General features: G+C 40.4%; 10 protein-coding genes. 5 read left to right on the forward strand and 5 right to left on the reverse strand.

Annotated features, from left to right (window positions below; genetic code table 11):
• Window positions 1-39 precede the first annotated feature (39 nt).
• Entirely contained in the window at window positions 40-2,187 is a 2,148-nt protein-coding gene (locus tag QWZ08_RS26965; RefSeq protein WP_290340858.1) for a S9 family peptidase, read from the forward strand.
• Between the two features lie 39 nt (window positions 2,188-2,226).
• Here QWZ08_RS26965 and QWZ08_RS26970 read toward each other — a convergent pair whose 3' ends face one another.
• Both QWZ08_RS26970 and QWZ08_RS26975 read right to left on the reverse strand, forming a co-directional pair.
• The gene (locus tag QWZ08_RS26970; RefSeq protein WP_290340859.1) at window positions 2,227-4,725 is read right to left on the reverse strand and encodes a DUF5916 domain-containing protein; all 2,499 of its coding nucleotides are present in this window, start codon (window positions 4,723-4,725) and stop codon (window positions 2,227-2,229) included.
• A 223-nt stretch (window positions 4,726-4,948) separates the two neighbouring features.
• Window positions 4,949-5,827, reverse strand: a complete 879-nt coding sequence (locus tag QWZ08_RS26975) for an SDR family oxidoreductase (RefSeq protein WP_290340860.1) — start codon at window positions 5,825-5,827, stop codon at window positions 4,949-4,951.
• Window positions 5,828-5,886: 59 nt separating this feature from the next.
• Here QWZ08_RS26975 and QWZ08_RS26980 point away from each other — a divergent pair, with 59 nt between their 5' ends.
• The 4 genes from QWZ08_RS26980 (at window position 5,887) to QWZ08_RS26995 (ending at window position 10,812) form a co-directional block, all read left to right on the forward strand.
• Complete coding sequence (locus tag QWZ08_RS26980; RefSeq protein ID WP_290340861.1) at window positions 5,887-6,567, forward strand: TetR/AcrR family transcriptional regulator; 681 nt, start codon at window positions 5,887-5,889, stop codon at window positions 6,565-6,567.
• Window positions 6,557-7,876 carry a TolC family protein gene (locus tag QWZ08_RS26985; RefSeq protein WP_290340862.1) on the forward strand — a complete coding sequence of 440 codons (1,320 nt, stop codon included), beginning with the start codon at window positions 6,557-6,559 and terminating at the stop codon, window positions 7,874-7,876. Before QWZ08_RS26980 ends, QWZ08_RS26985 begins: the two co-directional genes overlap by 11 nt.
• Before the next feature lie 30 nt (window positions 7,877-7,906).
• Window positions 7,907-9,001, forward strand: a complete 1,095-nt coding sequence (locus QWZ08_RS26990; protein WP_290340863.1) for an HlyD family secretion protein — start codon at window positions 7,907-7,909, stop codon at window positions 8,999-9,001.
• Window positions 9,002-9,228: 227 nt separating this feature from the next.
• The gene (locus QWZ08_RS26995) at window positions 9,229-10,812 is read left to right on the forward strand and encodes a DHA2 family efflux MFS transporter permease subunit (RefSeq protein WP_290340864.1); all 1,584 of its coding nucleotides are present in this window, start codon (window positions 9,229-9,231) and stop codon (window positions 10,810-10,812) included.
• A 167-nt stretch (window positions 10,813-10,979) separates the two neighbouring features.
• On the opposite strand, the gene QWZ08_RS27000 is transcribed toward QWZ08_RS26995, so the two are convergent.
• The 3 genes from QWZ08_RS27000 to lptC all read right to left on the reverse strand — a co-directional run bounded on the left by QWZ08_RS27000 (window position 10,980) and on the right by lptC (window position 12,467).
• On the reverse strand, window positions 10,980-11,396 hold the full coding sequence (locus tag QWZ08_RS27000) for an OsmC family protein (protein WP_290340865.1): 417 nt from the start codon (window positions 11,394-11,396) through the stop codon (window positions 10,980-10,982).
• A gap of 10 nt (window positions 11,397-11,406) precedes the next feature.
• Entirely contained in the window at window positions 11,407-11,754 is a 348-nt protein-coding gene (locus tag QWZ08_RS27005) for a Spx/MgsR family RNA polymerase-binding regulatory protein (protein WP_290340866.1), read from the reverse strand.
• Window positions 11,755-11,894: 140 nt separating this feature from the next.
• Window positions 11,895-12,467 (reverse strand): LPS export ABC transporter periplasmic protein LptC, encoded by a 573-nt coding sequence (gene lptC / locus QWZ08_RS27010; RefSeq protein ID WP_290340867.1) that lies wholly within the window; start codon window positions 12,465-12,467, stop codon window positions 11,895-11,897.
• Window positions 12,468-12,481 lie beyond the last annotated feature (14 nt).

Consider the following 12,481-nt stretch of genomic DNA (forward strand, 5'->3'; position numbering starts at 1 on the left):
AAAAACTATCTTGTCTGCCAAATTTTAAAAAGGTAAACTATGCTATTCTTTGTAAAGAAATTAACTGCAGTTGCTGCATTGGCGCTGGTGTCGCTGTGTACGATGGCTCAAAAAAAAGAGCTCACCGATGATCAGTATTTTAAAAATGATTTTAAGGGTATTATTCAACCTTTGCCGGTTATTAATAAATGGATAGATGATAGCCACGTTAGTATCACCAGGACAGGCAAAGAGTTTGTGCTGGATTGCAAGACAGGTATTGAAAAAGAAGCCGCGGCAACCGATGCAAAAAGCGATGTGGCAAAGTCCGGTGCTTATCTTAAAAGCGGTAATATTTTTGTAAAAGTGAATGGTGTTGAAACACAGCTTACCAGTGATACGACAAAAAAAATAAATCCCATCATCAGCCCAGATAATAATTATGTTGCTTTTACAAGATACAATGATTTGTACACCATCAATATTGCCACAAAAAAAGAAAACCGTTTAACAACAGATGGCAGCGATGTTATTTTAAATGGATATGCCAGCTGGGTGTATACGGAAGAAATTTTAGGAAGGGCAAGTCTATACCGTACTTTTTGGTGGAGCCCTGACAGCAAACACCTTGCATTTTTCCGAACAGATGATTCGCCCGTTCCGGTATATATCATTACCGACGGAAACGGCCAGCATGGCTATGTGGAGAAGGAGCGCTACCCCAAAGTAGGTGACGCCAATCCGCAGGTAAAAATTGGCCTTGTGGCACCGGAAGGTGGCAACATTGTCTTCGCTGATTTTGATGATAAAGATGACCAGTATTTCGGAGCACCTTACTGGACGCCTGATGGAAGTGCCTTATGGGTGCAATGGATAAACAGGGGACAGAATAATTTAAAGATCTGGAGCGTAAATCCAGCCACAGGTGATAAAAAAGAAATCTATGATGAAAAACAAAAAACATGGATACAGCTGGAGGATGGCTACGAAAGGTTGCATTTTTTAAGCAGTGGTAAAAATGTTATTTTAGAAAGTGACCAAACAGGATGGAATCATTTGTACCTGTACGACATGACCGGGAAATTAATTAACCCAATCACTTCCGGAAAATTTACGGTATTGAATCTTACCAAAGTAGATGAAAAAAAAGGGATAGTTTATTTTACTGCAAGAAGCAGGGAAAACAGCGCCCGCATTGACTTTTACTGCATTGGTTTGAATGGTAAAAATCTGTTGCGTTTAACTTCCGGAGACTACAATAATACCAACATTAATCTTTCACCAAACGGCAGTTATTTTATAACAACCTCTTCCAACTCCGGCACACCAACCAAATTAACCCTGGTTAATAACAAGGGGAAAATCATTAAAGAAATCGGCGATTCAAAAGCTGCAGAATTTGCTGAATACAACCTGGCTACAACTGAATTGCTCAGGGTAAAAAGTGATGACGACTTATATGATCTTCCAATGAAAGTAACCTGGCCGGTGAACATGGATAAGAGTAAAAAATACCCGGTATTGATTTCTATTTACGGAGGTCCTAATGCAGGCAGCTGCTGGGATAGCTGGGGCTTAAATGGCAACCAGCAGTTTTATGCCAAAGAAGGTTTGATACAGGTTGTGATGGACCATCGTGCCAGCGGGCACTTTGGCAAGGAAGGTGTAAACTACATGTACCGTAACCTTGGCTATTGGGAAATGAAAGATTACAGCACGATGGTAAAATGGTTGATTGCAAATGGCAGCGCAGACCCCACAAGAATTTGCATTACCGGGTTTAGTTACGGTGGCTACATGACCTGCTATGCTTTAACCTATGGCAGCGATGTATTTACCCATGGTATGGCTGGTGGCAGTGTGACCGACTGGAGTTTTTATGATACGCACTATACAGAACGTTACATGGATACACCGGCGGAAAATCCGGAAGGATATAAAACAAGTTCGGTGTTGAGTTATGTTGACAAATACAAGGGCATGTTACAAATTGTGCACGGTGTTATTGATGACAATGTACACATTCAAAACAGCATCAACCTCATCAGCAAATTACAGGATGCCAAAAAGAAATTTGAATTTATGGAATACAGTGGCGGCCGGCATGGCTGGGGTGGTAATAAATGGCTTCATTACATGAATTTGAAAACGGAATTTATTTACAAATACCTGTTGGAAAAACCGGTAAATAAATTGATGTTGAAATAAGAAATTTTTATAAAAAGCTGCCAAAAAAAAGGCAGCTTTTTATTTCTTTTTGCGCAGCTGAAGGTAGTCGATATAGTACAACACTTTTACCGAAACACTGTTGTTTTGTGGTGCTACGATGGTATTGTTAAAATTTTTAAAGTACCCATTTACCACATCCCGCTCAAAAGTATTGATGCCGTTTTTCCATACCACGTTAAATTCGCTGCCTGGTGCAAAGCGCCAGCTATACACCATATCAATGTTAAATGTATTATAGTTGTTATCGAAGTTGTGGTTATTACTGATATACTGTTTGATACCATTGTTGCCGGCAGGTATTGCATCAAGATTCCCTGACGCATTCAGCGTAAAAAATTCTTTATAAGTCACAGTGCCCATGTAATGCCTTAGCCGCATGGTGATGTAACTTTTATTATTAAAGCTATACTTAAAATTCAAACGATTTTCAACTGTCATGCGGTTTCTGCGTCCAAACAATAATGTACTGTTATTATAAATGCCATCAGCGCCGTTATCACTGTTACTTGTAGGGAAACCAATATTATTGCGGATGGGATCTAAATTGATGTAATGCGATATGGAAATTTTGTTGTTGAAACGCATTATTTGTGTAAAGTCGAAATACCATTCGTGTTGATTAAAAAGATTGGTGTTTCCAAACATAGCAGTAAGAACTACACTGTATTTTTTTGCATTATTGCTCTGTCCAAATGTGCCGATTGTAAAATAAGAAGGAGTTCGGAAAAACCTGCCGGCAACCCTGGGTTCGTAAAAATCATTTCCTTTTGGTGATGCGTTTGCAAACAACCCTATCCACCAAAGGTTTTTAAATTGCAGATTGGTATTGTAGTTAAACTTAACACTCTGAAAAGACCGCGGAACATACAACTGGTCGTAATTAAAATTAAAATTATTGAACCAGCGGTTATACCATTTAGTGGGCTTGGTAAAATAATAGCCAGCGTAAATATATGTGTTGATATTATTGTTGTAGAACTGTATACCAAGGTCGTTGGGATTAAATTTATCATCTATCGCCTGCACCGTTGTTGAAAAAACAAAGCTACCGCTTACCTTACCAAAGCCTGCGCCATATTTATAGCCTGTACTTTTTGTATTGCTGAAAATGGTACTTGAATAGCCATTGCCATACAGATTCCATTTATTTTTTTTATCGTATAAATTAAACAGCAAGGCGGTTACGTTAGCGTCGTAATCTTTGCCATTGCGCAACACATTAGAGTTTACCAGGGTTACGGATGAATTATTTTTAAGGCTTTGATCAAGCACCAGGATATTATAATTGGTCAGTGGATTGGTTTCAATTTTTTGTTTCTGGCCTTTATCATTCTCTATAGTAGCATACATGGTTTCAGTGACGGCGTTAAAAAAGCCTATCCCTAATTTATTTTTATTGCGCCCTGAGATCTTGGTTGCGTTTAACAGCTTTGTTTCCGATGGATTATTAACGATATGCTGGGTACTATCCAGTTTTCCACTTATATCATTTAAATGAATTGGTGGAGCCCCGATACGCCTGCTATAAAACAAATTACCTTTGTTAAAGAGCTCCGTACCTTCTGTAAAAAAAGTCCTGTTTTCATTGTACTTTACTTCAAACGGCGTCAGGTTCAATATATGGTTGTCACTCTGCGTTTGTCCAAAATCAGGCACCAGCGTGGCATCCAGCGTAAAGCTTTCGTTGATGCCGTACTTGATATCCATACCTCCATTAAATGCATTGGTAGTGTTTTTTACCCCTGCGGTATTGTAAGGATAGTTATTTACATAACTGGAGAAATAGGGTGAAAAGGATAACCTGACTGGCGGAGATATTTTATCAGGAATCGTTAAGAGTCCTTCCTGTGTAAGGAAACCGTTTACTTTAGGATCTATCGGGTTCCAGAATAATTGCTGACCGCTTTTATTTCTTCTCCGCACAATATTTAAACCCCATGACTGTATATCTTTTTTGCTAAAACGCAAGGCTGAATAAGGGAGAAACATTTCAAAACTCCACCCATCCGGTTGCATTTTACAGGCACTTTGCCAAACACTGTTCCAGGAAAAATCTTCAGAGTTGCCGTTGTTATCCTGCGGTATTGCCTTGGCATCCATTTGTTCGCCGAGCGGCGTAACAAAATATTCAAAGCCGTTAATTTTATCAAGATAAGTGTCCAGCACAACACCTATAAAATCGTTGTTGCCAAAATTATCTCTGCCTATTAATTCAGTTGCAATGCTGTCTTTATTTTTTTCGTAACAGTATCCTCCAAAATAAACGCCCTGGTTATTATACAGAATATACATTTCAGTTCGGTTGGCAGAATCTTCTTTTCTAAAAGGGACAGGCCTTAACTCAATAAATTTGCCAACCACCGGAGCCGTCTTCCAGGCAGGCTCATTCAGCATTCCATCTATTTTAAAAACAGCATTCGTTTTAGTAGCAGTTATCTTTCTAATTTCAGTTTGAGCGCAGGCAACAAAATGGCCTCCAAGCAATGCGATAAGCATCCCTGCAAATTTGGTCGTCATGGTAATTTTTTTTCGGTTGAGTGGCTTTAATTACAACAATTAAAGCGCTACGAAATTAGACGTACAAGCCCGGCAGAAGGTTACCGCTTATCAAAATAAAATTGGGATTAGGATTTCTTTAACAGCATCTCACACCAAAAAGAAGGGGATACTTTTTATTACCTGCTTTAAAAAGCCTTGCAATTGTTAGATGCAAACTGATATATAAGTTCTAATTATTTTTTTATAGAAAAAGGTCAGTGTATAATTGTGCACCCGGCACAACGGAATATTTTTCCAAATCCGTTATACCTTCTTTTGCCAAAACAGCTTCATCAATAAAAGTATTGCCCGTACATTCTGCTGCCGGCTTTGATAAAATATACCAGGCCGCGTCGGCGATAATATCCACGGTACGGCTCATATTCATCAGCATTTGGCCACCCAGTAAATTGTTTACCGCAGCGGTAGCAATGGTTGTACGCGGCCACAAAGTGTTGGCAGCAATGTTGAACTGTTTTAATTCTGCTGCCAGTCCGAGGGCAATCATACTCATATCATATTTGCTGATGGTGTAAGCCAGGTGGTTGGCAAACCATTTCATATCCATATTGATAGGGGGAGACAAATTTAAAATATGCGCATTCGTACTTTTTTTCAAATGCGGAATACAGGCACGGCTTACCATAAACGTTCCCCTCACGTTGATATCGTACATTAAATCAAAACGTTTAGGTTCTGTTTGTTCCGTATTTGTAAGGTTGATGGCGCTGGCATTGTTAACCAAAATATCAATACCGCCAAAATGTGCTACAGCTTTTTCTACCATTTGCTGCACCTGTTCTTCAAAGCGGATATCACATTGCACAGCAAGGGCCCTTCCACCTGCTGCTTCCATTTCTGCCGCGGCAGAATAAATAGTACCACCCAGTTTGGGATTTTCTTCCACACTTTTTGAGGCGATGACAATATTGGCTCCGTCTTTTGCCAATCTAAGGCCAATGGCTTTTCCTATTCCCCGGCTGGCGCCGGTAATTACAACCGTTTTATTTGTAAATGGCATGGCGAATATTTTTTCAAATCTAATCAAAAAGCCGTTGCACAAACTGTTTGCGTAGTTCATTTGAACATTGTTTTTTGCCATCCGGGGAGTCGTTAACAATAAATTAATTAAACATTTGTTTGATTTTAATTAAACGTTTGTTTAACTTTGCATTTCAATTAGTCAATGGCATGGAATTTAATGACAAACAAATACAGATAATAGAAACCGCCGAGCGGCTTTTTGCGGAAAGAGGCTTCGACGGAACTTCTGTTCGCGACATAGCGGATGAAGCCGGTATCAATGTGGCGATGATCTCTTACTACTTCGGGTCCAAAGAAAAACTGATGGAAGCTTTGTTTGAATTAAGGGTGGGTTCAGTAAAACTAAGAATGGAAAATCTCATAAAAGACGACAGCCTTAGTCCCATTGAAAAAGTGAATATGCTGATTGATGAACACATTGAAAGAGTAATGCTAAAGCCCTGTTTTCAAAAAGTAATGCAGGGTGTGTTGGTGACCAATAAAAACCCGGCCATATTAAAAGCTGCCAACAATGTAAAACTACGCAGCATTGCGGTAGTGGCTGAACTGATAAAAGACGGGCAGAAAAAAGGTGTTTTTAAAAAGAAGATTGACGTGGTATTGATGCTGAACACCATGGTAGGCACCGCATCACAAAGCCTGATGAGCATGGAGTATTACAGGGAATTTAATAACCAGCAGGATTTACCTGATGAAGAATTTAAAAATATTTTCAAAAGAAGACTAAGCATACACATAAAAACTTTATTCAAAGTAATATTAACCAATGAAGCATAAACTAACAGCAGGATTGATCGTGTTGCTGTGCCTGGTAAATATACAGGCATTACAGGCGCAGGACAGTACAAGAACAATTACCTTAAAAGAAGCAGTTGACCTGAGTGTAACTAACAGTCACCTGCTAAAAAACAACAAAGCAAAAATAAGTGAGGCTACGGCTGCTATCCAGGAAGCAAAAGAGCGGCTGCTACCTGATGTAAACGTGAGCGGCACCTATATGTACCTGCCAACTTCTCCTAACATTCACCTGTTATCTGATACTTCCGGAAAGGGCTTTGGGGGACCGAAAGTTTCCCAGGTTGCATACGGCAGTTTGAATGTATCACTGCCACTTTATACCGGCGGTAAGCTAAAGTATGGTATAGAATCCGCTAAATACCTTCAGGAAGCCGCCAAACTGGATGCCGCTGATAATAAAGAAGCTGTGATTATTAATACCATCAACGCTTATAGCAATTTGTATAAATCATTAAAGGCGGTAACACTGGTTAAGGAAAACCTGGAACAATCTAACCAGCGGGTAAAGGATTTTACCAACCTGGAACAAAACGGGCTGATAGCAAGAAATGATTTACTGAAAGTGAAACTGCAATCTTCCAACATTGAGTTAACACTGCTCGATGCACAAAGCAACTATAAAATTGCCAGCGTAAATATGGCGCTGATGCTGGGATTACCGGAACAAACCCTGCTGGTGGCCGATTCGGCCAGCCTGCAACAACCCGGCGATGTAAAAAGCATTGAAGCATATGAACAGCTGGCGCTTCAGTCTCGCAATGATATCAGTGCCCTGGCCTTGCGCAAAAAATCGGCAGAATTGGGCATCAAATCGACAAAAGCCGATTATTACCCCAACATTGCATTAACTACCGGGTACATTGCAGCCGACATCCCTAAATTTTTAACCGTCACCAATGCGGTAACGGTAGGGCTTGGCGTAAAATATTCGCTTTCTTCTTTATGGAAAACAAAATCAAAAATAGAACAGGCTGATGCAAGAATACAGCAGATTACCGCCAGCCAGGATATGCTGAATGATAACATCAGGTTACAGATAAACCAGGCCTACCAGGCTTATTTACTGAGCCGTAAAAAAATAGAAGTGTACCAGCAGGCGGTTGAACAGGCGGCCGAAAATTACCGCATCACAAAAAATAAATATGATAATGCGCTGGCCACCACTACTGATTTACTGGATGCGGATGTGGCGCAGTTGCAGTCGAAATTAAATGTAAGCAACGCGACAGCAGATGCTGTGGTAGCCTACAATAAATTATTACAAACAGCAGGCATTTTAAACAATTAATATCAACACCAAAACATACAATACATTTTTATGCAAAACGATACAACCGCTAAAGCAGCACCTAAAAAAAGCAAAGTTTTTTTAATTGTACTAATAGCGCTGGTAATTGCCGGCGGCTGGTTTGGCATTACCAAATACCTGCACGGGCAACATCACGAAGAAACTGATAATGCGCAGATAGAAGCCAACATAAGCCCGGTAATACCAAGGGTGGCCGGTTATGTTAAAGAGGTACGTGTAAAAGACAACCAGATTATTAAAAAAGGCGACACCCTGTTAATTCTTGACGACCGGGACCTGGCTGTAAAAGTGCAGCAGGCCGAAGCAGCATTGGCTACCGCCCAATCTAATCTTGGCGCAGCAAAAGCCAATACAAATGCTTCAAGGGCAAATATTGCTACTACAAGGGCCGGCATATCCACCGCAGATGCACAAATAGAAGCTGCCAAAATAAACCTGCGCAGAGCGTCACAGGATTATGATCGTTACTCAAACCTGATTAAAGATCATTCAATAACCCAGCAACAATTTGACCAGGCAGAAGCTGCCAAACAAACCGCAGAACGCCAGTTACAAATATTGGTACAGCAAAAAAACCAGGTAGCTCAGCAAACCAGTGCCGTTAGTTCTCAAAGCAATGCAACCTCATCTCAAATTGGCGTGGCAGATGCCATCATCAAGCAAAAACAGGTAGATGTTGCAGAAGCCAAACTGAATTTATCTTATGCAGTAATAACTGCACAGGAAAGCGGCATGGTATCAAAAGTAAATGTGCAGGAAGGTCAGTTTTTACAGCCCGGCCAATCAGTTTTCAGCATTGTATTAAACAACGATATCTGGGTAGTGGCCAATTTTAAAGAAACGCAGTTTGAAAAAATGAGGATTGGTCAACGGGTAGTTTTACGTGCAGACGCTTTTCCCGGGCACGAATTTGAAGCAAAACTGACATCCTTTTCACCCGCTACCGGCTCACGTTTTGCCTTACTACCTCCGGATAATGCAAGCGGTAATTTTGTAAAAGTAGTGCAACGGCTGCCTGTGAAAATTGAATTTGCAAATCCTTCGGATTCGCTCGTAAAACAGTTAAGGCCCGGTATGAATGTGGATGTGGATGTAAATTTATAATCAGCCCACATTTTAGAGAAAAAGCTCTCTTGCTTTTTCTTGTAAATGAAACCGTAAAACATTTGAACCAGGCATAGTACTACTATTAAGCTTCATTGGCGTCGCAGCCGGTAGATATCGGCTCTTGTACAACATGCCATGGATGAACATTATAGACCATGACTGTCAGTAAAACCGGTTTCCTAATCAAGCGCCTTAGGCCTCTTTGAGGAAATAAAAAATATTGTATGCAACAACAAATGGATTCTTTAATTGAATATGGCTCAAGAAGGGTAATTATTACCATTACGGCCATATTTTGCGCCCTGCTTGAAATTGTGGACACCACCATTGTAAACGTGGCATTGAATGATATGCGCGGGTCACTGGGAGCAACCTTGACAGAAGTTGCCTGGGTGATCACAGCGTACGCAATTGGAAACGTAATTATTGTACCTATGACCAGCTGGCTTTCCGTGCAGTTTGGCAGGCGTAATTATTTCGCCGCTTCAATTATTCTCTTCACGGTTTGTTCGTTTTTATGTGGTAACGCAACCGGTATTTGGGAGCTGGTAATTTTTCGTTTTTTACAGGGTATCGGCGGCGGCGCTTTACTCGTAACTTCTCAAACCATTATTACCGAAAGTTATCCAGCCGAAAAAAGAAGTATGGCCCAGGCCATTTATGGATTGGGTGTTATCATTGGTCCAACGTTGGGACCGCCTTTAGGTGGCTACATTGTTGATCATGCCTCATGGCCTTATATTTTCTACATCAATATTCCCATCGGCGTTATTGCAACTTTACTTACACTGCAGTTTGTCCGCAGTCCCAAGTACGGCGAAAAAAGTACCGGAAGTGATATTGACTGGCTGGGTATTGGATTGCTGGCGCTTACGGTTGGTTCTTTACAATATGTGCTGGAAAAAGGTCAGGATGATGACTGGTTTAACAGCAGCGTGATTATATATCTTATGGTGGCCGCCTTTTTGGGTTTATTCTTTTTTATCTGGCGTGAAACGAGTTTTAAAAACCCTATTGTAGAATTGCGTGTATTAAAAAACGGTAATCTGCGGGTAGGGACTATTCTTTCCTTTATAATGGGTTTTGGATTGTATGGATCTACTTTTATCATTCCACTATATACGCAATCTATACTGGGCTGGACGGCTCAACAGGCCGGTATGCTAATGGTACCAGCCGCATTAACAACAGCGTTTATGATGCCCATCATAGGCAAGTTATTAAGCAAAGGCGTACCACAGCAATATCTTGTTGCCGGAGGGATGGTATTGTTTGCCATCTTTACCATATGGGGATATTTTATCTTAACACCTGATACCAACTCGGATGCATTTTTCTGGATGCTGATTGTGCGTGGCCTTGGCATGGGGATGTTATTTATCCCAATCACAGCCTTGTCATTGTCAACATTAAAAGGCCAGCAAATAGGCCAGGGTGCTGCCTTTACGGGCATGATGCGCCAGCTGGGCGGTTCATTTGGGGTGGCACTGATTACCACTTTCATGGCCCGCAAAAATATGATTCACCGGAATGACCTGGTAAGTAAACTGGATATAAATAATGCTGCCGTGCAACAGCGCGTACAGGGCCTGCAGCATACCTTTATCAATAAAGGGATGAATACAGACGAAGCACTTAAAACAAGTTATGCCACACTGGATCATATGGTAACCAAACAAGCCGCTGTACTCTCCTACATGGATGTATTTATGTACCTCGGCATCATGTTCTTAATTTGCGTACCATTTGTGTTAATGGTTAAAGGCAATAAGGGTCAGAAGGTAGATTTGGGCGAAGCGATGCACTAATGGAGTTATGAGTTATAAGTTGAAGCAGTAAAATCCAATAATCTCCTAATTTGGAAGAATTATTTTACTTTGTACAAATTATAAATTGAAAGCCGCCGAATACGGAGTTGTCACTCTATCCCGGCGGCTTTTTAATTTTTACTTTTGATTTTTTACTTTGTATCCTCTTACAACAATGTTGCTTCGTGTGTAATATTTGTATTCAATAATTTTGAAATCGGGCAATTTGTTTTTGCATCTGTAACCGCTGTATCAAACTGTTCTTTACTGATACCCGGAATTTTTGCTGACACGGTTAAGTGAGATTCAGTAATGGAACCAGCTGCCGGGTCCAACGTAATGTCACACTTTGTATTGATCTCATCTGCGGTAAAACCGGCTGCATTCAACACAAAGCTCAGTTTCATACTAAAGCAACCGGCGTGCGCTGCAGCCACGAGCTCTTCAGGGTTAGTACCTACTCCTTCTGCAAAACGTGAGTTATACGAATATTGAGTTTTGTTTAAAGTGGTGCTTTGTGTAGTTAGGTTACCTGTACCTTCTTTACCAGTGCCGTTCCATACGGCGGTTGCATTGCGTTTCATTGTGTTGTTTTTATTGTTTGGAAAAATTTGTTTCATTGAACCCTACCAAAATATTGCCATTTATTTCAATCACTGGCCTTTTGATAAGGCTGGTATACTCCTGCATCAGTTGTATAGCCGCTTGTTCGCTTGTAATTCTTTGTTGGGTTTCCGGCGACAAACTTCTCCAGGTAGTACTTTTTTTATTTAAGAGTATTTCATACCCCACTTTTTTACTCCAGGCCGCCAGTTTGTCTTTTGTAATCCCCGTCTTTTTATAGTCTACAAATTCAACAGTAATATTTTTCTTTTTGTACCAATCCAATGTTTTTTTAATCGTATCACAATTGGGTATTCCGTAAACAATAATTTTATTCATGGTTAAGAGGTAAATGCTGCTTTGATAGCGATAACTTATTTCGCGTGCTTATTTTTAGAAACAGGCAAAGTCTCCGCTTCTCTTTTAAGTTAAAAATACAACAACAATTAAAATTGTATTATTGTTGCTGGTGAATTTCCTTAATTAGGAAACTGCGCTGCAGGTACCGAAACAATGCCGGTAGGTTTGATAATATGATATTCTTTGAAATCCTGGCTGGCTTCCATCCCAATACCGTCCAAAGTCTCTTTCCTCGTTCTGATGCGTACCGGTTTATCAGTATAAAATTCTGTTCCGGTGCGGGCCCTGTCCCAATACAATTCGTTACAATACAATGTGTCTCCTTTTACATTAATCACCCGTACACTGTCTTTTAAAAACACCCTGCTCTGGGTTTCCTTGTACTGTGCATATTTTGCATCCAGCTTACTGTCAAGACTGTCACGAATATCAAAAAAATCTACATGGATGCTTTTGGGAAACTCAATGTAGGGAATGGTGTCCTGCACCCGGTACATTACCGGCCCCGTTAAAATGGCTTTCTTCCTTCCGCCAACAGAATATTTAATCACCACATTTTTTCCCTCTTCAACAGCAATGTCTTTATGATTGAATTTGTCAAGCTCTTCCTGAGTATTTTCGCAACTGCATAAAAAAAAGCAGCCTGCAAATACGGCTGCCAAAATGGGTATATACAAATCTTTATAGTTCATTAACTGGTATCGGT

The organism is Ferruginibacter paludis, from assembly GCF_030409685.1.
Taxonomy (GTDB): domain Bacteria; phylum Bacteroidota; class Bacteroidia; order Chitinophagales; family Chitinophagaceae; genus Ferruginibacter; species Ferruginibacter paludis.

Coding starts and splice junctions, on each gene's coding strand:
- QWZ08_RS26965 (WP_290340858.1), top strand. CDS start 40: ATGCTATTCTTTGTAAAGAAATTAACTGCAGTTGCTGCATTGGCGCTG.
- QWZ08_RS27000 (WP_290340865.1), bottom strand. CDS start 11,396: ATGAAACGCAATGCAACCGCCGTATGGAACGGCACTGGTAAAGAAGGT.
- QWZ08_RS26990 (WP_290340863.1), top strand. CDS start 7,907: ATGCAAAACGATACAACCGCTAAAGCAGCACCTAAAAAAAGCAAAGTT.
- QWZ08_RS27005 (WP_290340866.1), bottom strand. CDS start 11,754: ATGAATAAAATTATTGTTTACGGAATACCCAATTGTGATACGATTAAA.
- QWZ08_RS26985 (WP_290340862.1), top strand. CDS start 6,557: ATGAAGCATAAACTAACAGCAGGATTGATCGTGTTGCTGTGCCTGGTA.
- QWZ08_RS26975 (WP_290340860.1), bottom strand. CDS start 5,827: ATGAACTACGCAAACAGTTTGTGCAACGGCTTTTTGATTAGATTTGAA.
- QWZ08_RS26970 (WP_290340859.1), bottom strand. CDS start 4,725: ATGACGACCAAATTTGCAGGGATGCTTATCGCATTGCTTGGAGGCCAT.
- lptC (WP_290340867.1), bottom strand. CDS start 12,467: ATGAACTATAAAGATTTGTATATACCCATTTTGGCAGCCGTATTTGCA.
- QWZ08_RS26995 (WP_290340864.1), top strand. CDS start 9,229: ATGCAACAACAAATGGATTCTTTAATTGAATATGGCTCAAGAAGGGTA.